At 68.3% G+C, this 22,229-nt stretch carries 27 protein-coding genes; 23 read left to right on the top strand and 4 right to left on the bottom strand.

The features are described 5' to 3' along the window. Positions 1-31 precede the first annotated feature (31 nt). Positions 32-3,931: a DNA-directed RNA polymerase subunit beta' gene (locus tag ACLU3S_RS09275; RefSeq protein WP_413951261.1), complete on the top strand. Its 3,900-nt coding sequence runs from the start codon at positions 32-34 to the stop codon at positions 3,929-3,931. A 173-nt stretch (positions 3,932-4,104) separates the two neighbouring features. Next, positions 4,105-4,755, top strand: coding sequence for a hypothetical protein (locus ACLU3S_RS09270; RefSeq protein WP_413951260.1), 651 nt, complete (start codon positions 4,105-4,107; stop codon positions 4,753-4,755). Positions 4,756-4,771: 16 nt separating this feature from the next. Here ACLU3S_RS09270 and ACLU3S_RS09265 read toward each other — a convergent pair whose 3' ends face one another. After that, positions 4,772-5,677 (bottom strand): hypothetical protein, encoded by a 906-nt coding sequence (locus tag ACLU3S_RS09265; RefSeq protein ID WP_413951259.1) that lies wholly within the window; start codon positions 5,675-5,677, stop codon positions 4,772-4,774. Between the two features lie 388 nt (positions 5,678-6,065). Here ACLU3S_RS09265 and rpsL point away from each other — a divergent pair, with 388 nt between their 5' ends. The 4 genes from rpsL (at position 6,066) to tuf (ending at position 10,426) form a co-directional block, all read left to right on the top strand. Further along, a complete protein-coding gene (rpsL, locus tag ACLU3S_RS09260) occupies positions 6,066-6,437 on the top strand; it encodes a 30S ribosomal protein S12 (RefSeq protein WP_003948652.1) in 372 nt (123 codons plus the stop codon). 2 nt (positions 6,438-6,439) lie between these two features. Beyond that, positions 6,440-6,910, top strand: a complete 471-nt coding sequence (rpsG, locus tag ACLU3S_RS09255; RefSeq protein ID WP_413951258.1) for a 30S ribosomal protein S7 — start codon at positions 6,440-6,442, stop codon at positions 6,908-6,910. A gap of 39 nt (positions 6,911-6,949) precedes the next feature. Continuing rightward, a complete protein-coding gene (fusA, locus tag ACLU3S_RS09250) occupies positions 6,950-9,076 on the top strand; it encodes an elongation factor G (RefSeq protein ID WP_413951257.1) in 2,127 nt (708 codons plus the stop codon). Positions 9,077-9,232: 156 nt separating this feature from the next. After that, a complete protein-coding gene (gene tuf, locus ACLU3S_RS09245) occupies positions 9,233-10,426 on the top strand; it encodes an elongation factor Tu (RefSeq protein WP_413951256.1) in 1,194 nt (397 codons plus the stop codon). A 270-nt stretch (positions 10,427-10,696) separates the two neighbouring features. Here tuf and ACLU3S_RS09240 read toward each other — a convergent pair whose 3' ends face one another. Continuing rightward, on the bottom strand, positions 10,697-11,269 hold the full coding sequence (locus ACLU3S_RS09240; RefSeq protein WP_413951255.1) for a cysteine hydrolase family protein: 573 nt from the start codon (positions 11,267-11,269) through the stop codon (positions 10,697-10,699). A gap of 64 nt (positions 11,270-11,333) precedes the next feature. Here ACLU3S_RS09240 and ACLU3S_RS09235 point away from each other — a divergent pair, with 64 nt between their 5' ends. Further along, positions 11,334-11,600, top strand: coding sequence for a hypothetical protein (locus ACLU3S_RS09235; RefSeq protein WP_413951254.1), 267 nt, complete (start codon positions 11,334-11,336; stop codon positions 11,598-11,600). 4 nt (positions 11,601-11,604) lie between these two features. Continuing rightward, a complete protein-coding gene (locus tag ACLU3S_RS09230) occupies positions 11,605-12,567 on the top strand; it encodes a hypothetical protein (protein WP_413951253.1) in 963 nt (320 codons plus the stop codon). Between the two features lie 11 nt (positions 12,568-12,578). Here ACLU3S_RS09230 and ACLU3S_RS09225 read toward each other — a convergent pair whose 3' ends face one another. Next, positions 12,579-13,013, bottom strand: a complete 435-nt coding sequence (locus ACLU3S_RS09225; RefSeq protein WP_413951252.1) for an ATP-binding protein — start codon at positions 13,011-13,013, stop codon at positions 12,579-12,581. 149 nt (positions 13,014-13,162) lie between these two features. Here ACLU3S_RS09225 and ACLU3S_RS09220 point away from each other — a divergent pair, with 149 nt between their 5' ends. Genes ACLU3S_RS09220 through ACLU3S_RS09210 form a run of 3 tightly spaced genes read left to right on the top strand, consistent with a single transcriptional unit; the run spans position 13,163 to position 14,910 of the window. Beyond that, positions 13,163-14,008: a helix-turn-helix domain-containing protein gene (locus tag ACLU3S_RS09220; protein ID WP_413951251.1), complete on the top strand. Its 846-nt coding sequence runs from the start codon at positions 13,163-13,165 to the stop codon at positions 14,006-14,008. Further along, positions 14,005-14,208: a DUF397 domain-containing protein gene (locus tag ACLU3S_RS09215; protein WP_413951250.1), complete on the top strand. Its 204-nt coding sequence runs from the start codon at positions 14,005-14,007 to the stop codon at positions 14,206-14,208. Before ACLU3S_RS09220 ends, ACLU3S_RS09215 begins: the two co-directional genes overlap by 4 nt. Before the next feature lie 21 nt (positions 14,209-14,229). After that, entirely contained in the window at positions 14,230-14,910 is a 681-nt protein-coding gene (locus tag ACLU3S_RS09210; protein ID WP_413951249.1) for a serine/arginine repetitive matrix protein 2, read from the top strand. Here the strand turns inward: ACLU3S_RS09210 and ACLU3S_RS09205 are convergent. Then, complete coding sequence (locus ACLU3S_RS09205; protein ID WP_413951248.1) at positions 14,899-15,885, bottom strand: toxin glutamine deamidase domain-containing protein; 987 nt, start codon at positions 15,883-15,885, stop codon at positions 14,899-14,901. The genes ACLU3S_RS09210 and ACLU3S_RS09205 overlap by 12 nt on opposite strands. 358 nt (positions 15,886-16,243) lie before the next feature. Between ACLU3S_RS09205 and rpsJ the strand changes: the two genes are divergently transcribed. From rpsJ to rplN, 12 genes are all read left to right on the top strand, one after another. Then, a complete protein-coding gene (rpsJ, locus tag ACLU3S_RS09200) occupies positions 16,244-16,552 on the top strand; it encodes a 30S ribosomal protein S10 (RefSeq protein ID WP_003948644.1) in 309 nt (102 codons plus the stop codon). A gap of 16 nt (positions 16,553-16,568) precedes the next feature. Beyond that, positions 16,569-17,213: a 50S ribosomal protein L3 gene (rplC, locus tag ACLU3S_RS09195; protein WP_166001518.1), complete on the top strand. Its 645-nt coding sequence runs from the start codon at positions 16,569-16,571 to the stop codon at positions 17,211-17,213. Between the two features lie 8 nt (positions 17,214-17,221). Next, entirely contained in the window at positions 17,222-17,878 is a 657-nt protein-coding gene (rplD, locus tag ACLU3S_RS09190) for a 50S ribosomal protein L4 (protein WP_413951247.1), read from the top strand. Then, on the top strand, positions 17,878-18,297 hold the full coding sequence (gene rplW, locus ACLU3S_RS09185; RefSeq protein WP_014674371.1) for a 50S ribosomal protein L23: 420 nt from the start codon (positions 17,878-17,880) through the stop codon (positions 18,295-18,297). Before rplD ends, rplW begins: the two co-directional genes overlap by 1 nt. Before the next feature lie 38 nt (positions 18,298-18,335). Then, the gene (rplB, locus tag ACLU3S_RS09180; RefSeq protein WP_070026315.1) at positions 18,336-19,172 is read left to right on the top strand and encodes a 50S ribosomal protein L2; all 837 of its coding nucleotides are present in this window, start codon (positions 18,336-18,338) and stop codon (positions 19,170-19,172) included. Positions 19,173-19,184: 12 nt separating this feature from the next. Then, the gene (gene rpsS / locus ACLU3S_RS09175; RefSeq protein WP_030641188.1) at positions 19,185-19,466 is read left to right on the top strand and encodes a 30S ribosomal protein S19; all 282 of its coding nucleotides are present in this window, start codon (positions 19,185-19,187) and stop codon (positions 19,464-19,466) included. Between the two features lie 42 nt (positions 19,467-19,508). After that, the gene (gene rplV / locus ACLU3S_RS09170) at positions 19,509-19,856 is read left to right on the top strand and encodes a 50S ribosomal protein L22 (RefSeq protein WP_030778516.1); all 348 of its coding nucleotides are present in this window, start codon (positions 19,509-19,511) and stop codon (positions 19,854-19,856) included. Then, the gene (gene rpsC, locus ACLU3S_RS09165; RefSeq protein ID WP_014674374.1) at positions 19,856-20,677 is read left to right on the top strand and encodes a 30S ribosomal protein S3; all 822 of its coding nucleotides are present in this window, start codon (positions 19,856-19,858) and stop codon (positions 20,675-20,677) included. Before rplV ends, rpsC begins: the two co-directional genes overlap by 1 nt. A 5-nt stretch (positions 20,678-20,682) precedes the next feature. After that, positions 20,683-21,102 carry a 50S ribosomal protein L16 gene (rplP, locus tag ACLU3S_RS09160; RefSeq protein WP_030174541.1) on the top strand — a complete coding sequence of 140 codons (420 nt, stop codon included), beginning with the start codon at positions 20,683-20,685 and terminating at the stop codon, positions 21,100-21,102. Then, entirely contained in the window at positions 21,102-21,326 is a 225-nt protein-coding gene (gene rpmC, locus ACLU3S_RS09155) for a 50S ribosomal protein L29 (RefSeq protein WP_007494763.1), read from the top strand. Before rplP ends, rpmC begins: the two co-directional genes overlap by 1 nt. Beyond that, positions 21,326-21,613, top strand: a complete 288-nt coding sequence (gene rpsQ, locus ACLU3S_RS09150) for a 30S ribosomal protein S17 (RefSeq protein ID WP_330338323.1) — start codon at positions 21,326-21,328, stop codon at positions 21,611-21,613. Before rpmC ends, rpsQ begins: the two co-directional genes overlap by 1 nt. 246 nt (positions 21,614-21,859) lie before the next feature. Beyond that, complete coding sequence (rplN, locus tag ACLU3S_RS09145; protein WP_003998823.1) at positions 21,860-22,228, top strand: 50S ribosomal protein L14; 369 nt, start codon at positions 21,860-21,862, stop codon at positions 22,226-22,228. Position 22,229: the final 1 nt, after the last annotated feature.

Raw genomic sequence — 22,229 nt, 5'->3', positions numbered from 1 at the left:
GACTTACGACCCTGAGAGGGATTGACGCATAGTGCTCGACGTCAACTTCTTCGACGAGCTCCGGATCGGCCTGGCCACCGCTGACGACATCCGTCAGTGGAGCCACGGCGAGGTCAAGAAGCCCGAGACCATCAACTACCGCACCCTCAAGCCCGAAAAGGACGGACTCTTCTGCGAGAAGATCTTCGGTCCGACCCGGGACTGGGAGTGCTACTGCGGCAAGTACAAGCGCGTCCGCTTCAAGGGCATCATCTGTGAGCGCTGCGGCGTCGAGGTGACCCGCGCCAAGGTGCGCCGTGAGCGGATGGGCCACATCGAACTGGCCGCGCCCGTCACGCACATCTGGTACTTCAAGGGTGTCCCGAGCCGGCTGGGCTACCTGCTCGACCTGGCTCCGAAGGACCTCGAGAAGGTCATCTACTTCGCGGCGTACATGATCACGTACGTCGACGAGGAGCGCCGCACCCGCGACCTGCCCTCCCTGGAGGCGCACGTCTCGGTCGAGCGCCAGCAGATCGAGAACCGCCGCGACGCCGACCTGGAGGCCCGCGCCAAGAAGCTCGAGGCCGACCTGGCCGAGCTGGAGGCCGAGGGCGCCAAGGCCGACGTGCGCCGCAAGGTGCGCGAGGGCGCCGAGCGCGAGATGAAGCAGCTGCGCGACCGCGCGCAGCGCGAGATCGACCGCCTCGACGAGGTGTGGAACCGGTTCAAGAACCTCAAGGTCCAGGACCTCGAGGGCGACGAGCTGCTCTACCGCGAGCTGCGGGACCGCTTCGGCACCTACTTCGACGGCTCGATGGGTGCCGCGGCGCTGCAGAAGCGCCTGGAGTCCTTCGACCTCGAGGAGGAGGCCGAGAAGCTCCGCGAGATCATCCGCACCGGCAAGGGCCAGAAGAAGACCCGCGCCCTGAAGCGGCTGAAGGTCGTCTCCGCGTTCCTGCAGACGTCCAACAGCCCCAAGGGCATGGTCCTGGACTGCGTCCCGGTCATCCCGCCGGACCTGCGTCCGATGGTGCAGCTGGACGGTGGCCGCTTCGCGACCTCCGACCTGAACGACCTGTACCGCCGCGTCATCAACCGCAACAACCGCCTGAAGAGGCTGCTCGACCTGGGCGCGCCCGAGATCATCGTCAACAACGAGAAGCGCATGCTTCAGGAGGCCGTTGACGCCCTCTTCGACAACGGCCGTCGCGGTCGCCCGGTGACCGGCCCCGGCAACCGCCCGCTGAAGTCCCTCAGCGACATGCTGAAGGGCAAGCAGGGTCGCTTCCGTCAGAACCTGCTGGGCAAGCGTGTCGACTACTCGGCGCGTTCCGTGATCGTCGTCGGCCCGCAGCTGAAGCTGCACCAGTGCGGTCTGCCGAAGGCGATGGCGCTGGAGCTGTTCAAGCCGTTCGTGATGAAGCGTCTGGTCGACCTGAACCACGCGCAGAACATCAAGAGCGCCAAGCGCATGGTGGAGCGCGGCCGCACCGTCGTGTACGACGTCCTCGAAGAGGTCATCGCCGAGCACCCGGTGCTGCTCAACCGTGCTCCCACCCTGCACCGCCTCGGCATCCAGGCCTTCGAGCCGCAGCTGGTCGAGGGCAAGGCCATCCAGATCCACCCGCTCGTGTGCACCGCGTTCAACGCGGACTTCGACGGCGACCAGATGGCCGTGCACCTGCCGCTGTCCGCGGAGGCGCAGGCCGAGGCCCGCATCCTGATGCTGTCCTCGAACAACATCCTCAAGCCGGCCGACGGCCGTCCGGTGACGATGCCGACCCAGGACATGGTCCTCGGTCTGTTCTTCCTCACCACCGACGGCGAGATGCGTGACGTCAAGGGCGAGGGCCGCTCGTTCGCGTCCGTGGCCGAGGCGATCATGGCGTTCGACGCCGGCGAGCTGTCGCTGCAGTCGCGCGTGGACATCCGCTTCCCGGTGGGCACCATCCCGCCGCGCGGCTGGACCCCGCCGGCGCGCGAGGAGGGCGAGCCGGAGTGGCAGCAGGGTGACAGCTTCCGGCTGAACACCACGCTGGGCCGCGCGCTCTTCAACGAGCTTCTGCCCGAGGACTACCCGTTCGTCGACTACGAGGTCGGCAAGAAGCAGCTCTCCGAGATCGTCAACGACCTCGCCGAGCGCTACCCGAAGGTCATCGTGGCGGCGACGCTCGACAACCTGAAGGCGGCCGGCTTCTACTGGGCCACCCGTTCCGGTGTCACCGTGGCCATCTCCGACGTCGTCGTTCCCGAGGCGAAGAAGGAGATCGTCAAGGGCTACGAGGCGCAGGACGAGAAGGTCCAGAAGCAGTACGAGCGCGGTCTGATCACCAAGGACGAGCGCACGCAGGAGCTCATCGCGATCTGGACCAAGGCGACCAACGAGGTCGCCGAGGCGATGAACGAGAACTTCCCGAAGACCAACCCGATCTTCATGATGGTGAACTCGGGTGCACGAGGCAACATGATGCAGATGCGTCAGATCGCCGGTATGCGTGGTCTGGTGTCGAACGCGAAGAACGAGACGATCCCGCGTCCGATCAAGGCGTCGTTCCGTGAGGGCCTGTCCGTGCTGGAGTACTTCATCTCCACGCACGGTGCCCGTAAGGGTCTGGCGGACACCGCCCTGCGTACGGCCGACTCGGGTTACCTCACTCGTCGTCTGGTCGACGTCTCGCAGGACGTCATCATCCGCGAGGAGGACTGCGGAACCGACCGCGGTCTCAAGCTGCGGATCGCGGACCGGGGCGCGGACGGCGTGCTGCGCAAGACGGACAACGTCGAGACGTCCGTGTACGCGCGCTGCCTCGCCGAGGACATCGTGGTCGACGGCCAGGTGCTGGCCCCGGCCGGCACCGACCTGGGCGACGTCCTCATCGAGGAGCTCGTCGGCCGCGGCGTCGAGGAGGTCAAGACCCGCTCGGTCCTGACCTGCGAGTCCGCCGTCGGCACCTGCGCCATGTGCTACGGCCGTTCGCTGGCCACCGGCAAGCTGGTCGACATCGGTGAGGCGGTCGGCATCATCGCCGCCCAGTCCATCGGTGAGCCCGGTACCCAGCTGACGATGCGTACCTTCCACACCGGTGGTGTGGCCGGTGACGACATCACCCAGGGTCTGCCGCGTGTCGTCGAGCTCTTCGAGGCCCGTACCCCGAAGGGTGTCGCCCCGATCTCCGAGGCCACCGGCCGCGTGCGGATCGAGGAGACCGAGAAGACGAAGAAGATCATCGTCACCCCGGACGACGGCAGCGACGAGACGGCGTACCCGATCTCCAAGCGCGCCAAGGTCCTGGTCCGCGAAGGCGACCACGTCGAGGTGGGCCAGCAGCTCACCGTGGGTGCCACCAACCCGCACGACGTGCTGCGCATCCTGGGTCAGCGTGCCGTCCAGGTCCACCTGGTCGGCGAGGTCCAGAAGGTCTACAACTCGCAGGGCGTGTCGATCCACGACAAGCACATCGAGATCATCATCCGGCAGATGCTGCGCCGCGTGACGATCATCGAGTCCGGCGACGCCGAGCTGCTGCCCGGCGAGCTGGTCGAGCGCTCGAAGTTCGAGCAGGAGAACCGTCGTGTGGTCCAGGAGGGCGGTCACCCGGCCTCCGGCCGTCCGCAGCTGATGGGTATCACCAAGGCCTCGCTGGCGACGGAGTCCTGGCTGTCGGCCGCCTCCTTCCAGGAGACGACCCGAGTCCTGACGGACGCGGCGATCAACGCCAAGTCCGACAGCCTCATCGGCCTCAAGGAGAACGTCATCATCGGTAAGCTCATCCCGGCCGGTACGGGCCTGTCCCGCTACCGCAACATCCGGGTCGAGCCGACCGAGGAGGCCAAGGCCGCGATGTACTCGGCCGTCGGCTACGACGACATCGACTACTCGCCGTTCGGCACCGGCTCCGGCCAGGCCGTCCCGCTGGAGGACTACGACTACGGTCCGTACAACCAGTAAGCGAGCAGCTTGAACCGAAGGGCGGTCACCCGCGTGGTGGCCGCCCTTCGGCGCATCCGTGCCCTCTTTCGGGTGATCCCGCGGTGATCGTCCGGCGCCGACGGCCGGCCACCGGCGCCCGCGTGCGACGTTGAGGACGAGGAGCGGCCGAACCGTGGTGGAGGTCCGACGTCATGACGTCCGCATGTGCTCGCGGCCTGGCCATGGCGGCGTCGATCGCCGCCCTGGCCGCCCTGACCGGGTGCAAGGAGCGCGGTGGGGCCGCCACGCCCAGTGCGCCGCAGACCGGAGCCATGGCCACGCTGGCGAGCCTCTTCCCGGGCGGCGACTCGGGCTCCGGCGCGTCGCAGGTCCACATGCCGTCCGTGGGCGTGGGCAGGACGGCGGCCGGCAAGGTGGAGTTCGTCAACACCACGGACAGACCCATGACCATCACGCACATCGCCGTCACCTCGGGCGCCGGCGGCTATCTGCTCGCCCAGGACCGGTGCACCCATGTCCGGATTCCGGCCGGAGGCCACTGTGACGTCGTCATCCAGCACACGGCGTCGGGGCCGGGCGCGTTTCACGGGACGCTGACCGCCGAGACCGACACCGGAGCGACGTTCACCGCGACCGTCACCGGCACGGCGGTCGAGCCCGCCACCACGAGCCCCGTCTCGCCGCGGACGACCACTGCGACCCCGTCCGTCTCCACGGCCACCACCACGGCACCGGAGCCCAGCACCACCCTGACCACCCTGTCGCCCACGCCCGAGCCCGACGGCAGTACGCGGTCGCCGGCCCCGACCCCGACCGTCACGCCCAGTCCCGGCACGACGTGAGCGCGGCGCCGATGCCTCACTCGCCGCGCAGCTCCACCCAGACGTTGCCGTCGTCGGGCAGTACCACCACGATGCGGTCCGCGAAGTGCGAGGCGGAGGAGACCAGGTAGAAGCGGCCCGGGCTCTTTGCGATCAGGCGAAAGCCGCTGTACTGGAACCGGTACGGCCCGCTGCCGGCACCCCCGTCGTGGAAGCCGATGCGCTGGGCATGGTGGGAGAGCCGGAAGCGCGAGTGCACCACCACCTGCATGCTCTGCCGGTAGCCGCCGTCGGCCTCGTCCTGGGCGTCGCTGCGTCCCGCCACGGCCGTGTACCGCGCCACCTGAAGGAACAGGCTCATCGCCAGCAGCCCGAGCAGCACGGCACCGCCCGTCAGCCACAGCGCCTCGCCGGTGCGGCCCTCGCGGCTGCGCAGGCTCCCGCTCTCGCCCAGGCGCAGCTGGACGGCGAAGAAGGCCGCTGTGGCGCCGAGAGCGACGATCAGGGGCGACAGGAAGTCGAGCCACCTGCCTCCCGGCAGGGGGGACAGCAGATGCGTCCAGTACACCGGGAAGCCGAGCGCTGTCATGATCAGGCCGGCGGCGAGGAGCAGGCGGATCGTTCTGCGGCGCCGTACCGCGTGCCCGGGGGCGGCCAGGGCCTGTCCGAGCCGGCCGAGCACCAGCAGGACGACCGCCCCGCCGACCAGCAGGCACCACAGGGGCAGGAACACCGGGCTCGGCGCCCTGGCCACCATGGCCTGGTAGGACAACTGCAGATCGCCCACGGGCACCCCGAGGACGGCGTAGTACTTCTCGGTGTAGGTGGCGCCGATGTAGTAGAGCAGGCCCACGACGACCGTCCCGGGGGCCGCGATGTACGCCGCCTTGTCCAGGAACGTGGACTTCGGCGGGGACGGCGGCTGCCCCTGGGGCGCGGACATGATCCCAGTCTGTCCGTGCGGAACCGGGCTCGCACGCGTGGTCGCTCCACCCGGCTGACCCGGTGCGCCGCCCCCGGCGAGGGTCCGGGACAGCGATTCGAAGATCACCTAGGGTACGGGGACTTGACATCCCGCGCGCGGTGGGACCGCCGAGTCCCATTTGTTTTGACCACAGCGAATGAGGTAGGTACGCTCAGACCTTGTGCCTGGGGTGTGCCCTGGCTGCTGTGCGTGCCTGTAAACCGCATGGCGAGCCGCGACCGGCCACCGTAATTCGCGCCTTTTTCGCCTTCCGGCGGGAGTCTGGCGGATTCGACACACCCGACCGCGTGGGTCGGCGACGTTCCAGGTTAGCTGTACCCATCGGCACACAGAAACCGGAGAAGTAGTGCCTACGATCCAGCAGCTGGTCCGCAAGGGCCGGCAGGACAAGGTCGAGAAGAACAAGACGCCCGCACTCGAGGGTTCCCCTCAGCGTCGTGGCGTCTGCACGCGTGTGTTCACGACCACCCCGAAGAAGCCGAACTCGGCCCTCCGCAAGGTCGCGCGTGTGCGTCTGACCAGCGGCATCGAGGTCACCGCTTACATTCCGGGTGAGGGACACAACCTGCAGGAGCACTCCATCGTGCTCGTGCGCGGCGGCCGTGTGAAGGACCTGCCGGGTGTTCGCTACAAGATCATCCGTGGCTCCCTCGACACCCAGGGTGTCAAGAACCGCAAGCAGGCCCGCAGCCGTTACGGCGCCAAGAAGGAGAAGTAAGAATGCCTCGTAAGGGCCCCGCCCCGAAGCGTCCGGTCATCATCGACCCGGTCTACGGCTCTCCTCTGGTGACCTCCCTGATCAACAAGGTGCTGCTGAACGGCAAGCGCTCCACCGCCGAGCGCATCGTCTACGGCGCCATGGAGGGTCTGCGCGAGAAGACGGGCAACGACCCGGTCATCACGCTCAAGCGCGCTCTCGACAACATCAAGCCGACCCTCGAGGTCAAGTCCCGCCGTGTCGGTGGCGCCACCTACCAGGTTCCGGTCGAGGTCAAGCCCGGCCGTGCCAACACCCTGGCGCTGCGCTGGCTGGTCGGTTACTCCCGCGCCCGTCGCGAGAAGACCATGACCGAGCGTCTCCTCAACGAGCTCCTCGACGCCTCCAACGGCCTCGGTGCGGCTGTGAAGAAGCGCGAGGACACCCACAAGATGGCCGAGTCCAACAAGGCCTTCGCGCACTACCGCTGGTAGTCGCTACCCACATCGAGACCGAGAGAAGACTGAAGCCTTATGGCTACCACTTCACTTGACCTGGCCAGGGTCCGGAACATCGGGATCATGGCCCATATCGACGCGGGCAAGACGACCACCACCGAGCGGATCCTGTTCTACACCGGCGTTTCGTACAAGATCGGCGAGGTCCACGACGGCGCCGCCACCATGGACTGGATGGAGCAGGAGCAGGAGCGTGGCATCACGATCACCTCTGCTGCCACCACCTGTCACTGGGCGCTGGACGACGTCGACCACACCATCAACATCATCGACACCCCGGGCCACGTCGACTTCACGGTCGAGGTGGAGCGCTCCCTGCGCGTGCTCGACGGTGCCGTGACGGTGTTCGACGGCGTCGCCGGTGTCGAGCCGCAGTCCGAGACCGTGTGGCGTCAGGCGGACCGCTACGGCGTGCCGCGCATCTGCTTCGTCAACAAGCTCGACCGCACCGGTGCCGAGTTCCACCGCTGCGTCGACATGATCTCCGACCGCCTGGGCGCGCAGCCGCTGGTCATGCAGCTGCCGATCGGCGCCGAAGCCGACTTCAAGGGCGTCGTGGACCTGGTCCGCATGAAGGCCCTGGTCTGGTCCGCGGAGGCGACCAAGGGCGAGATGTACGACGTCGTCGACATCCCGGCCACGCACACCGAGGCCGCCGAGGAGTGGCGCGGCAAGCTGCTCGAGGCCGTCGCGGAGAACGACGAAGAGCTGATGGAGCTGTACCTGGAGGGCGAGGAGCCCTCCGAGGAGCAGCTGTACGCGGCGATCCGCCGTATCACCATCGCCTCCGGCAAGGGCAGCGGCACCACCGTCACCCCGGTGTTCTGCGGCACCGCGTTCAAGAACAAGGGCGTTCAGCCCCTGCTCGACGCGGTCGTGCGCTACCTGCCGTCCCCGGTCGACATCGAGGCCATCGAGGGCCACGACGTCAAGGACCCGGAGACGGTCATCAAGCGCAAGCCGTCCGACGACGAGCCGCTGTCGGCGCTGGCGTTCAAGATCATGAGCGACCCGCACCTCGGCAAGCTGACCTTCGTCCGCGTGTACTCCGGCCGTCTGGAGTCCGGCAGCTCCGTGCTGAACTCCGTGAAGGGCAAGAAGGAGCGCATCGGCAAGATCTACCGCATGCACGCCAACAAGCGTGAGGAGATCGAGTCGGTGGGCGCCGGCGACATCGTCGCCGTCATGGGCCTGAAGCAGACCACCACCGGTGAGACGCTGTCCGACGACAAGGCCCCGGTGATCCTGGAGTCCATGGACTTCCCGGCGCCGGTCATCCAGGTCGCCATCGAGCCCAAGTCGAAGGGCGACCAGGAGAAGCTGGGCGTCGCGATCCAGCGCCTCGCCGAGGAGGACCCGTCCTTCCAGGTCCACTCGGACGAGGAGACCGGCCAGACCATCATCGGCGGCATGGGCGAGCTGCACCTCGAGGTGCTGGTCGACCGTATGCGCCGTGAGTTCAAGGTCGAGGCCAACGTCGGCAAGCCGCAGGTCGCGTACCGCGAGACCATCCGCAAGTCGGTCGAGAAGGTCGAGTACACCCACAAGAAGCAGACGGGTGGTACCGGCCAGTTCGCCCGCGTCATCATCGCGATCGAGCCGATCGAGAGCGGCGACGCCTCGTACGAGTTCGTCAACAAGGTGACCGGTGGCCGCGTGCCGAAGGAGTACATCCCTTCGGTCGACGCGGGTGCGCAGGAGGCCATGCAGTTCGGCATCCTCGCCGGCTACGAGATGACCGGCGTGCGCGTCACGCTGCTCGACGGTGCCTACCACGAGGTGGACTCCTCCGAGCTCGCGTTCAAGATCGCCGGTTCGCAGGCCTTCAAGGAGGCCGCGCGCAAGGCCAGCCCCGTGCTGCTCGAGCCGATGATGGCCGTCGAGGTCACCACGCCCGAGGACTACATGGGTGACGTCATCGGCGACATCAACTCCCGCCGTGGTCAGATCCAGGCCATGGAGGAGCGGGCCGGTGCCCGCGTCGTGAAGGGCCTCGTGCCCCTTTCGGAGATGTTCGGTTACGTCGGCGACCTGCGCAGCAAGACGTCCGGCCGTGCCAGCTACTCCATGCAGTTCGACTCCTACGCCGAGGTTCCGCGGAACGTCGCCGAGGAGATCATCGCGAAGGCCAAGGGCGAGTAACGCACCGCGTTCCCACGCCTTAGGCTTGACTCCGGAGCCTCACGGGGCAAACAACCGCAAACACGGATGTTTGCCCCGGGTTCCGGGCCTTTACAGCAAAGATCACCTGGCGCCGATGAAGTAAGGCGTACAGAACCACTCCACAGGAGGACCCCAGTGGCGAAGGCGAAGTTCGAGCGGACTAAGCCGCACGTCAACATCGGCACCATCGGTCACATCGACCACGGTAAGACGACCCTCACGGCCGCCATTACCAAGGTGCTGCACGACGCGTACCCGGACCTGAACGAGGCCACCCCGTTCGACAACATCGACAAGGCTCCCGAGGAGCGTCAGCGCGGTATCACCATCTCCATCGCGCACGTCGAGTACCAGACCGAGGCGCGTCACTACGCCCACGTCGACTGCCCGGGTCACGCGGACTACATCAAGAACATGATCACCGGTGCCGCGCAGATGGACGGCGCGATCCTGGTGGTCGCCGCCACCGACGGCCCGATGCCGCAGACCAAGGAGCACGTGCTCCTGGCCCGCCAGGTCGGCGTTCCGTACATCGTCGTCGCCCTGAACAAGGCCGACATGGTGGACGACGAGGAGATCATGGAGCTCGTCGAGCTCGAGGTCCGTGAGCTCCTGTCCGAGTACGAGTTCCCGGGCGACGACCTGCCGGTCGTCCGCGTCTCCGCGCTGAAGGCCCTCGAGGGCGACCCGCAGTGGACGCAGTCGGTGCTGGACCTCATGAACGCCGTCGACACCGCGATCCCGGAGCCGGAGCGCGACGTCGACAAGCCGTTCCTGATGCCGATCGAGGACGTCTTCACCATCACCGGTCGCGGTACGGTCGTCACCGGCCGTATCGAGCGTGGTGTCCTCAAGGTCAACGAGACCGTCGACATCATCGGCATCAAGCCGGAGAAGACCTCCACCACGGTCACCGGCATCGAGATGTTCCGCAAGCTGCTCGACGAGGGCCAGGCCGGTGAGAACGTCGGTCTGCTCCTCCGCGGCATCAAGCGCGAGGACGTCGAGCGCGGCCAGGTCATCATCAAGCCGGGCTCGGTCACCCCGCACACCGAGTTCGAGGCGCAGGCCTACATCCTCTCCAAGGACGAGGGTGGCCGCCACACGCCGTTCTTCAACAACTACCGTCCGCAGTTCTACTTCCGCACGACGGACGTGACCGGCGTGGTGACCCTCCCCGAGGGCACCGAGATGGTCATGCCGGGTGACAACACCGAGATGAAGGTGGAGCTCATCCAGCCCGTCGCCATGGAGGAGGGCCTGAAGTTCGCCATCCGCGAGGGTGGCCGCACCGTGGGCGCCGGCCAGGTCACCAAGATCGTCAAGTAAGTTCGCTTGCTTGAGGGTCAGTGCCTGACCCGAAGGTCTCCGACCTGCGAGAGGCCCGTACGACTTCGGTCGTACGGGCCTCTTTCGCATGTTCGGACGCTCGGCCCCGCTCCGACGGCTCCGGAGCCCTCCGGCTCGCCGCCTGCGCCCGCCCCACGCTCCCGCTCCGCCCTCCCGCTCCGCTCGGACGGCCACCCGGCCGGGCCGGCCACCGCGCCCTGCGCCTCGACGCGCCGCCCCCGATGCGGCGATCGCCCCTGACCTCGGGCGTCAGCGCCCCTTCACGCTCGGACAGCGGGGCGACAGCGGGCCGTTCCCGGCGGCCTGCGCGGCCAGGAGGTCCGCAACGGCGGCGGTGCGCGCGCCGAGCGCGGTGAGGCGGTCGAGCGCCGCTCGGTGTTCGGCCTCGCTCACGCTCGCGGTGGCGTCGGAGACGACCACGACGCCGTAGCCCAGGCGCACCGCCGTGGCGGCGGTGGACGCGACACCGTGTGCGGTGGACAGGCCGGCGACCACCACCTCGGTGACCTCCGCACGACGCAGGACGTCGTGCAACTCGGTGTCCTCGAAGGCGTCGAGGCCGTGCTTGGTCACCACATGGTCGCCGGGACGCGGCGCGCAGGCGGGGACCAGCTGGTTGGGGGCGGCACCGATGCCGCCGTCGGCACCGTCGGCGCGTGCGTACCGGACGAGGACGACGGTCTCGGAACGGGTGTGCGCGAAGTGGTCACGCAGCCGTGCACAGGCGTCGACCACGGCGTCTCCGCCGATCGGTTGCCATGCCATGTCGACGATCCACCGCTGCAAGTCGATCAGGACAAGTGCCGTGCGGGCGCGGGTCATTGGTTCCCCCAGGGACGAATGATCGTCGGTCCTCGGCACACTACCAAGGGGAAAAAACCGCCCAGTGGAACGGCCAATCACGACGCGGGACGGTCTGCGGCCGTGGACGCAGGCGTTCGGCAGCCGCCGTGATCCGGCGATGCTGCAGGTGATGGGCGGCACGGAGCCCGGCATCGTGTGGCCGGACCAGCTCGGGGCCCCGCAGGTCGTCGCCCGCCAGGCCCGCGACGACCGCCACGGGCGCGGCGAGCGGATGCAGGGGCCGGAGGCGACGACGTGCTCGGCGCCGGGAAGGAGCACGCCGGCGTGTCCCACGGCTCCCGTAGGGTGACCCCGTGAGTACGCTCCCGCCACCCGAGGAACCTGAGGACCACCCCTCCTCCATACCAGACGAGCAGTGGGAGGCGTTCCTGCGGGACGCCTCGGAGGGCCGTGGCACCACCGCCCCGAAGGAGCCGTCCGCACGGGCACGGATGGTGGCCCGCCGGCTCCGGACCATGCGGTCGGCGCTGGGCCGGCCCCGCAGGCCGAAGGGCAGGACGCTGCGCGGCCGCATGGCCGCCGCAGCCCCCTGGCTGGCCGTGGCAGCGGTCGTCCTCCTGGGCGCCTACCAGATGAACCTGTTCTCGCTGCTCCGCTCGTCCGAATCCGGCCCGGCCAAGAACGTGGCACTGCCGGGGGGCGGGGTCTCCGACGGCGACCACTGCGGCGCCAAGGGCTACCACTACTTCCCGCTGCCCGCGTCGGCCTCCTCGCCTCCGCCGCCGGAGTCCGCCGACCGCCCCCTGACCGGTCCTCGGCTCACCCTCGGCTCCTACGGATACGAGCGCCTGTCCCACGGCCCCGGCCACTTCGGCATCGGGCTGAACTTCGCGCCGGGCCCCAAGGGCTCGCTCGAGCTGTCCCGAACCCTGGGCGGGGAGGGCGTCGCGGTGGAGATCGAGGGGCCGCACGGCCTGGTCGCCGGCGCGCACGGCCTGCCGGTCACCTGGAGCTCCTCCCACACGTCCGACGGCACCGACACGGCCCACATCAACCTCACCGAAGGCGGCAGCGCCGAGGTCACCCTGCCCCTTGAGGCCCTGTGTCCCGGATACGACGCCCACACCGTGATGCAGGGTCTCCTGGCACCCGTCGACTCCCATCGCACCATCACCGGCCAGCCGGCCTACACCCTGGTCGTCTCCGTCCGCGACCCGGGGATCGGGGAGTCCCGCGAGATTCGGCGACTGCCGGTGGACGGGAACCTGCTCAGCGCCAACAACCTCGTCCCACAGGCCCCTGACGCACGCGTGTGATCCGCGGCTTCCTACGGGCGCTCCGGCTCCGGTGCGGGAAGGGCGATCTCGGCCCATACGGTCTTGCGCGGCGGTCGGCCCGGTGAGACGCCCCAGCGGTCGGCCAGAGCCTCCACGAGCAGGAGCCCGCGGCCGGACTCGCCGTCCGCGGACGCGTCCCGGATCCGGGGCAGGCGGTCACCACGCGTGTCGGTGACCTCGATGCGGAGCGTGCCGGCGACGACGTAGAGCAGCAACCGGAAGTCGCGGCCCGGCACACGGCCATGGGTCGCGGCGTTCGCCGCCAGCTCGGCGACGATGTGTGCCGCCTTCTCCAACGGGAGCTCCCACGCGCGGAGTTGCTGCTCGGCGAGCAGGCGTGCGAGACGGGCGCCGCGGGGCGTGGGGGAGAGGCGGATGCTGAAGTGGGGGATGTTGCCGTTGAGTTGGTTTTCAGGGACAGCCATTCCTTGATTCACATCACCCAGCGTGGCGAGACCTGCTTCCGTAGATGAGTGACAACGCCTGTACGTACGGTGACTGTCCCGGCTTTGTCTCGGCTGTCTCGGCTGTCTCAGGCGTTGTACGGGTACGAGTGCGCGTCGGAGGAGGTGCCGTGGGCGACGGTGTGGAGGAGACGGGCTGGGACGTGGAGCCGGGCGACGAGATCGAGCCGGTGGTGCAGGCGGTGGGGCGCCTGCTCAAGGTCTGCCGAGAAGCGGCCGGGACGAGCGTCGCCGACCTGGCGACCGCCCTCGGGTACGGCGAGGACATGATCCGCAAGATCGAGCGCGGGGCCCGCATCCCCCGGCCGGAGTTCCTGGACCGGGCGGACCAGGTCCTGAAGGCGCAGGGACATCTGAGGGCCTTCAGGGAGGACATGAGGAAGGCCCGCTACCCGAAGAAGGTGCGGCAGCTGGCGGAGCTGGAGGGGCGGGCGGTGGAGATGCTGCTGTACAGCAACCACAACATCCACGGCCTGCTGCAGACGGAGGAGTACGCGCGGGCGCTGCTGCGCACCTGGCGTCCGGCCTACTCGCCGGGCGAACTGGAGCGCATGGTGGGCGCCCGCATGGCCCGCAAGTCCGTCTTCGAGCGGTCACCCGCACCGGAGTTCAGCTTTGTCCTGGAAGAGGTGACGCTGCGCCGCCCGATCGGCGACACAATGGTGCTGCGTCGGCAGCTCGAACACATGCTGGAGGTGGCGAGGTTGCCGTTCGTGGAGCTACAGGTGATGCCGACGGCGCGCGCGAACCATCCTGGAACGGGGGGCCGGATCCAAGTGCTGAAGTTCGCGGATGGCACGGGGATGGGCCGCGCCGACGGCGACTTCGCGGGCCGCCCGGTCTCGAACCCGAGGCAGCTCCGGCTTCTCGACCTTCGCTATGGCATCATCCGGGCTCAGGCGCTCACGCCGGAGGAATCTCTGGCCTTCATCGAGCAAGCGCGGGGAGAAGTATGAGCATCCCGGAACTCCACTGGTTCAAGAGCAGCTACAGCGACAGCAGCAACGGCAACGACTGCCTGGAGATAGCACCCACCGCAACCGCCGTCCACATCCGCGACTCCAAGAACACCGAAGGCCCGCGGCTCACGGTCACGCCCACGGCCTGGGCCGACTTCCTGCCGTATGCCTCCACAAGTGCCAGCTCACAAGGCTGAGTTGCCGTAGCATGCGCCCCTGTGGCGATACAAAGTCCCTGGGGAGCACCGTACGGCGGGCCGCTGCCCGTGCCGCCGACCGTCCCGGCGAAGGATCTGCGGCCTCGGCGCATCTGGTACCTGGTGGCCGCGCTGCTCGGGCTCGTACTGGCCGGTGCCGGTGCCGCGTTCATCGTGGTGACGGTGACGAGCACGGTGGACTCGGTCGACACCGCCCGGAGCTTCTCCAGCGGTGATGCGCGGACGTTCGGCTTCGTCCAGGGGAAGACCAGGGCGATCTACGTCTCCCAGTCCGGGAAGGGCCGGGTCGCCTGCCGGATCCCGGGGATGCCGTCCGGGTCGATCACGCAGCCGTCCGTCACCTTCACTGTCACCGCCGGGTCCCGCAGTTGGGAGCGCGTCTTCGAGGTCAAGCCCGTCTCCAGCGGCGACTACACGGTCACCTGCACCTCGGAGCGGCCGGCCGAGTTCGCGCTGGGAGACAAGCCGAAGGTCGGAGCCTTGGTCAGCGGCATCGTCGCGGGGATCGGCTGCTTCTTCGCCGCGTTCGCCGCGACCGTGACCATCGTCGTCGTCACCGCCGTCCGCCGCGGCCGCCACCGCAAACGGCTCACCGCCGGGTGGGCCCCCGCGCCGCAGTGGGGCGCCGGTCCACCGCCCTCCGGTCCAGCGCCGTCGCCTCCGCCCGGCTCAGCGTCCTAGGGAGCGCAGCAGCACGAGTTCGCGCAGCAGGCCGGGCGTGTCCAGCCGACCCAGCGAGGCGGTCACGCCGTCCAGGAAGACCACCTGCCCCTGGTGGTTGTGGGCGTACAGCAGGTTCCCGCTGACCTCCTGGCCGCCGATCTCGCGGCGCACCCAGAGGACACCGCGGGTGCCGGGGCCCGGCTCGGCGACCGCCTTGATCACGTCGTTCCAGTCACTCACCTCGATCTGCTCGAACTCCGGGAAGTAGCGGCGGCACAGCCGGTCCCACCAGCCAGGGGCCTCGTGGGACGGCTGCCAGGGCAGGGCGGCGGACGGGGTGCCGTCGATCCCGCAGTGCACGGCGACCACGCAGCCGCGCGCGTTGAGCCGGCGGGACTGGCCCGCGACCCGGTGGGCGGTCTCGGCGGGTGGCACCGGGTCCAGGTCGGCGAGCGGGTTGCCGGGGGCGGGGTGGAAAGGGGTGCCGCCGTCCTTGGGGACGACGACCGAGGCCGCCAGCATGGGGGTCTCGGGAAAGCCCGGCTGGGGCAGCGCCCGGCAGGCCATCAGCCAGGCGGTGGCCGACTCGTGGATCGGGGACGGCGTGGCCAGCTCGACCAGGCCGCCGTACATGCCGTGCAGCCAGTTCGCGGCCTGCCGCTGCGGATCGACGCCCCACCCGGCGTTTCGCCAGGCCTGCCAGGAGCCCGGCCAGGCGCCGGAGGCCTGCAGCGCCAGGTACTCGTGGGCAGGCAGGGCCGTGGGCGCGAAGTGCGGCTCCGTTCCGTCGTGCGGGACGACGACCGAGCTGAACGGAGCCAGGGCCCGGTCGCCCGTCTCCAGGTGCTCCCGGAAGTCGAAGCGGACGGTCCAGCCGTACGGGAACTTGATCGCCGTGTCCGGGACACGACGACGGAGTCCGCGCCTGTCGGTTTGCCCGCAGCCCCTCCCGGGGTATTCTCTCCGGCTCGATTGGCATCCGCCCCGCCCCATATGGCAGACTGTCCGAGTTGCTCGGTCGAGTGTTGATGCTGCGCGCCTCCCGCCGGGAGGACCGGAAGCGAGTCCCACAGTACTCGTCGCCCTAACTGCCATCGCGGCAGCGCTGGGGCGGACGTACGGGAATCTTCCGGGAAGCGTGGGCGCGGCACCGGCCAGGCGCCCGGTGGGCCCGAGGTCCCCGGTCCACGGTTCCGGAAGGGCCGTCGTAATCCCGCGGGGATGTTCGAACAAGGGACATCTGTGTCAGCGAGAGCGCGACACGCCCGACCGCGTGGGTCGGAGAAACGACGGCAGCAGAAGGAATCCGCCGGGTGTCAGAGCGTAAGAGAGACAGGACTACTGAGTAGCCATGGCGGGACAGAAGATCCGCATCCGGCTCAAGGCCTACGACCACGAGGTCATCGACTCCTCGGCGAAGAAGATCGTCGAGACGGTGACCCGCACTGGTGCGTCGGTCGCGGGCCCGGTGCCGCTGCCCACTGAGAAGAACGTGTACTGCGTCATCAAGTCGCCGCACAAGTACAAGGACTCGCGCGAGCACTTCGAGATGCGCACGCACAAGCGCCTGATCGACATTCTCGACCCGACCCCCAAGACCGTTGACTCTCTGATGCGACTCGACCTCCCGGCCGGTGTCGACATCGAGATCAAGCTCTGAGGCTGGTGGGCTGAGAATGGCTAAGCAGATCAAGGGCATCCTGGGCGAGAAGCTCGGCATGACGCAGGTGTGGGACGAGAACAACCGTGTTGTTCCGGTCACCGTCGTCAAGGCCGGCCCCAACGTCGTCACCCAGGTCCGTACGAACGACGTCGACGGCTACGAGTCGGTCCAGATCGCCTTCGGCGAGATCGACCCGCGCAAGGTGAACAAGCCCCTCAAGGGCCACTTCGCCAAGGCCGACGTCACCCCGCGTCGTCACCTCGTCGAGATCCGCACGTCGGACGCCTCCGAGTACACGCTCGGCCAGGAGATCACCGCCGAGGTGTTCGAGGCCGGTACCAAGGTCGACGTCACCGGCAAGAGCAAGGGCAAGGGCTTCGCCGGTGTCATGAAGCGCCACAACTTCGGTGGCCTCGGCGCCGGTCACGGCACCCAGCGCAAGCACCGCTCTCCCGGTTCCATCGGTGGCTGCGCCACCCCGGGCCGTGTGTTCAAGGGCCTCCGCATGGCGGGTCGCATGGGCAACGAGCGGGTCACCACCCAGAACCTGACCGTCCACGCCGTTGACGCGGAGAAGGGTCTGCTGCTCATCAAGGGCGCGGTTCCCGGTCCGAACGGCGGCCTCGTCCTGGTCCGCACCGCGGCCAAGGGGGCCTGAGGTAACCGATGAGCACTGTTGACATCCTTTCGCCGGCCGGCGAGAAGGCCGGTTCCGTCGAGCTCCCCGCGGAGATCTTCGACGCCAAGGTCAGCGTTCCGCTGATCCACCAGGTCGTCGTCGCGCAGCTGGCTGCCGCCCGTCAGGGCACGCACAAGACCAAGACCCGCGGTGAAGTCCGTGGTGGTGGCAAGAAGCCGTACCGCCAGAAGGGCACCGGTCGCGCCCGCCAGGGTTCGACCCGCGCGCCGCAGTTCGCCGGTGGTGGCGTCGTGCACGGTCCCGTGCCGCGCGACTACTCGCAGCGGACCCCGAAGAAGATGAAGGCCGCCGCCCTGCGCGGTGCCCTCACCGACCGGGCGCGCCACAACCGCATCCACGTCGTCTCCGGCGTGGTCGAGGGCGAGACCCCCAGCACCAAGGCCGCCAGGACGCTGTTCGGCAAGATCTCGGAGCGCAAGAACCTGCTCCTGGTCGTCGACCGTGCCGACGAGGCCGCGTGGCTGTCCGCCCGCAACCTGCCCCAGGTCCACATCCTGGAGCCGGGCCAGCTGAACACGTACGACGTTCTCGTCTCGGACGACGTGGTCTTCACCCAGGCCGCTTTCGAGTCCTTCGTCGCCGGCCCGAACAAGGCCAACGACTCTGAAGGGAGCGAGGTCTGATGGCCATCCGTCACCCCGCTATCGCCTCGAAGGCCGCCAAGGCCGCCAAGGCCGCGCGCGTCGCCAAGGCACGCCGTCACGCCGCCGAGGGCAAGAACACCGTCGAGACCCCGCTGAGCAAGTCGTACACGGACCCCCGTGACGTCCTGCTGAAGCCGGTCGTCTCCGAGAAGAGCTACGCGCTGCTCGACGAGAACAAGTACACGTTCGTCGTCGACCCGCGGGCCAACAAGACCCAGATCAAGGAGGCCGTCCAGGCGGTCTTCGACGTCAAGGTCACCGGGGTCAACACGATCAACCGCCAGGGCAAGCGCAAGCGGACCCGCACCGGCTTCGGCCAGCGTGCGGCGACCAAGCGCGCGATCGTGACCCTCGCCGAGGGCGACCGTATCGACATCTTCGGCGGTCCGACCGCGTAAGCGGGTCGGATCGTCCGATATCGGACGAGGACTGAGAAATGGGAATCCGCAAGTACAAGCCGACTACGCCGGGCCGTCGTGGCGCCAGCGTCGCCGACTTCGTCGAGGTCACGCGGTCCACGCCGGAGAAGTCGCTGGTCCGTCCCCTGCACAGCAAGGGCGGCCGTAACAACGCCGGTCGTGTGACCGTTCGCCACCAGGGTGGCGGACACAAGCGCGCCTACCGAGTGATCGACTTCCGTCGTCACGACAAGGACGGCGTGCCGGCGAAGGTCGCGCACATCGAGTACGACCCCAACCGCACCGCGCGCATCGCGCTCCTGCACTACGCGGACGGCGAGAAGCGCTACATCCTCGCGCCGCGTGGCCTCAGCCAGGGCGACCGCGTCGAGAACGGTCCCGGGGCCGACATCAAGCCGGGCAACAACCTCGCCCTGCGCAACATCCCGGTCGGTACGACCCTGCACGCCATCGAGCTGCGTCCGGGCGGCGGCGCGAAGTTCGCCCGCTCGGCCGGTGCCTCCGTGCAGCTGCTCGCGAAGGAGGGCTCCATGGCCCACCTGCGCATGCCCTCCGGTGAGATCCGCCTGGTCGACGTCCGCTGCCGCGCCACCGTCGGCGAGGTCGGCAACGCCGAGCAGAGCAACATCAACTGGGGCAAGGCCGGCCGCAAGCGGTGGCTGGGCGTCCGCCCGACCGTCCGTGGTGTCGTGATGAACCCGGTCGACCACCCGCACGGTGGTGGTGAGGGCCGTACCTCCGGTGGTCGCCACCCTGTGTCCCCGTGGGGCAAGAAGGAAGGCCGTACTCGTTCGCCCAAGAAGGCGTCGAACAAGTACATCGTCCGCCGCCGCAAGACGAACAAGAAGCGCTAAGGACGGGTTGAGATGCCTCGTAGCTTGAAGAAGGGGCCCTTCGTCGACGACCACCTGATGAAGAAGGTGGACACGCAGAACGAAGCCGGCACCAAGAACGTCATCAAGACCTGGTCCCGTCGCTCGATGATCGTCCCGGCCATGCTCGGCCACACGATCGCGGTGCACAACGGCAAGACCCACATCCCGGTGTTCGTCACCGAGTCGATGGTCGGCCACAAGCTCGGCGAGTTCTCGCCGACGCGCACCTTCCGGGGCCACGTCAAGGAAGACCGGAAGTCGAAGCGCCGCTAGGCGCGGATCGCAACAGACACGTAAGTAACTGGAAGGACAACCATGGAAGCCAGGGCCCAGGCGCGGTACATCCGCGTCACGCCCATGAAGGCCCGCCGCGTGGTGGACCTCATCCGTGGCATGGACGCCACGGAGGCCCAGGCCGTCCTGCGATTCGCTCCGCAGGCTGCCTCGGTTCCGGTTGGCAAGGTGCTCGACAGCGCCATCGCCAACGCCGCGCACAACTACGACCACACCGACGTCGACAGCCTCTTCGTTTCCGAGGCCTACGTCGACGAGGGCCCGACCCTGAAGCGGTTCCGTCCGCGCGCCCAGGGCCGTGCCTACCGGATCCGCAAGCGGACCAGCCACATCACCGTGGTCGTCAGCAGCAAGGAAGGAACCCGGTAATGGGCCAGAAGGTAAACCCGCACGGGTTCCGGCTCGGTGTCACCACGGACTTCAAGTCCCGGTGGTACGCCGACAAGCTGTACAAGGACTACGTCAAGGAAGACGTCGCCATCCGCCGGATGATGACGTCCGGCATGGAGCGCGCCGGCATCTCCAAGGTCGAGATCGAGCGCACCCGTGACCGCGTGCGTGTGGACATCCACACCGCTCGTCCGGGCATCGTCATCGGCCGCCGTGGCGCCGAGGCCGACCGCATCCGCGGCGACCTCGAGAAGCTCACCGGCAAGCAGGTCCAGCTGAACATCCTCGAGGTCAAGAACCCCGAGACCGACGCTCAGCTCGTGGCCCAGGCCGTTGCCGAGCAGCTCTCCTCCCGCGTCTCCTTCCGCCGTGCCATGCGCAAGAGCATGCAGTCGGCGATGAAGGCCGGCGCCAAGGGCATCAAGATCCAGTGCGGTGGCCGCCTCGGCGGCGCCGAGATGTCCCGCTCGGAGTTCTACCGCGAGGGCCGCGTGCCCCTGCACACGCTCCGCGCGAACGTGGACTACGGCTTCTTCGAGGCCAAGACGACCTTCGGCCGCATCGGCGTGAAGGTCTGGATCTACAAGGGCGACGTCAAGAACATCGCCGAGGTCCGCGCCGAGAACGCTGCGGCCCGTGCGGGTAACCGCCCGGCCCGTGGTGGTGCCGACCGCCCGGCCCGTGGTGGCCGCGGTGGCGAGCGGCGCGGTCGCAAGCCGCAGCAGGCTGCCGGCGCCGAGGCCCCCAAGGCCGAGGCTCCCGCCGCCGCTCCGGCTGAGAGCACCGGAACGGAGGCCTGACCGTCATGCTGATCCCCCGTAGGGTCAAGCACCGCAAGCAGCACCACCCGAAGCGCAACGGTATGTCCAAGGGTGGCACGCAGGTTGCGTTCGGCGAGTACGGCATCCAGGCGCTGACCCCGGCCTACGTGACGAACCGCCAGATCGAGGCGGCCCGTATCGCGATGACCCGTCACATCAAGCGTGGCGGCAAGGTCTGGATCAACATCTACCCGGACCGTCCCCTCACCAAGAAGCCTGCCGAGACCCGCATGGGTTCCGGTAAGGGTTCGCCGGAGTGGTGGATCGCGAACGTCAAGCCCGGACGCGTGATGTTCGAGCTGTCGTACCCCAACGAGAAGATCGCCCGTGAGGCGCTGCTTCGTGCGGCCCACAAGCTGCCGATGAAGTGCCGGATCGTCAAGCGCGAGGCAGGTGAAGCGTGATGTCGGCCGGTACCAAGGCGTCCGAGCTGCGCGAGCTGGGCAACGAGGAGCTTCTGGCGAAGCTCCGCGAGGCCAAGGAAGAGCTGTTCAACCTCCGCTTCCAGGCGGCGACGGGCCAGCTCGAGAACCACGGCCGTCTGAAGGCGGTCCGCAAGGACATCGCCCGGATCTACACCCTCATGCGCGAGCGTGAGCTCGGCATCGAGACGGTGGAGAACGCCTGATGAGCGAGAGCAACGTGACTGAGCAGAACAAGGAAGCGCGCGGTTTCCGCAAGACCCGTGAGGGTCTGGTCGTCAGCGACAAGATGGACAAGACCGTCGTCGTCGCCGTCGAGGACCGCGTCAAGCACGCGCTGTACGGCAAGGTCATCCGCCGTACCAACAAGCTCAAGGCGCACGACGAGCAGAACGCCGCGGGTGTCGGCGACCGTGTCCTCCTCATGGAGACCCGGCCGCTGTCCGCGACGAAGCGCTGGCGCGTCGTCGAGATCCTCGAGAAGGCCAAGTAGTCCCTGCGGGGCTTCGGCCCCGAGGACAAGTTCGGCCCACTCGGTGGGTGGGCGCGTGAGTCCGTTGCGCGCCCACCCACCGGGGACCGGCTGAGCTGCGAAGCCGCACACGGGAAGAGCGTGAGTCGTGCGACGCGGCTCTTCCGATGGGCAAGCAATTCCTGCGTGGCACCCCTCGCAGGACAGTTCCGCCAGGCTCTCCGGGTCAACTCCCGGAGGGAACCGGCAGACAATCAGGAGATAGACGTGATCCAGCAGGAGTCGCGACTGCGTGTCGCCGACAACACTGGTGCGAAGGAGATCCTTTGCATCCGTGTGCTCGGTGGCTCCGGTCGCCGCTACGCGGGCATCGGTGACGTCATCGTCGCCACCGTCAAGGACGCGATCCCCGGTGGCAACGTGAAGAAGGGTGACGTCGTCAAGGCGGTCATCGTTCGCACCGTCAAGGAGCGCCGCCGTCCGGACGGCTCGTACATCCGCTTCGACGAGAACGCCGCCGTCATTCTGAAGAACGACGGCGACCCTCGCGGCACCCGCATCTTCGGCCCGGTCGGCCGTGAGCTGCGCGAGAAGAAGTTCATGAAGATCATCTCGCTCGCGCCGGAGGTGCTGTAAG

The organism is Streptomyces sp. AF1A, assembly GCF_047340315.1.
Taxonomy (GTDB): Bacteria; Actinomycetota; Actinomycetes; order Streptomycetales; family Streptomycetaceae; genus Streptomyces.
This window is presented reverse-complemented; position numbering and strand designations above follow the sequence as displayed.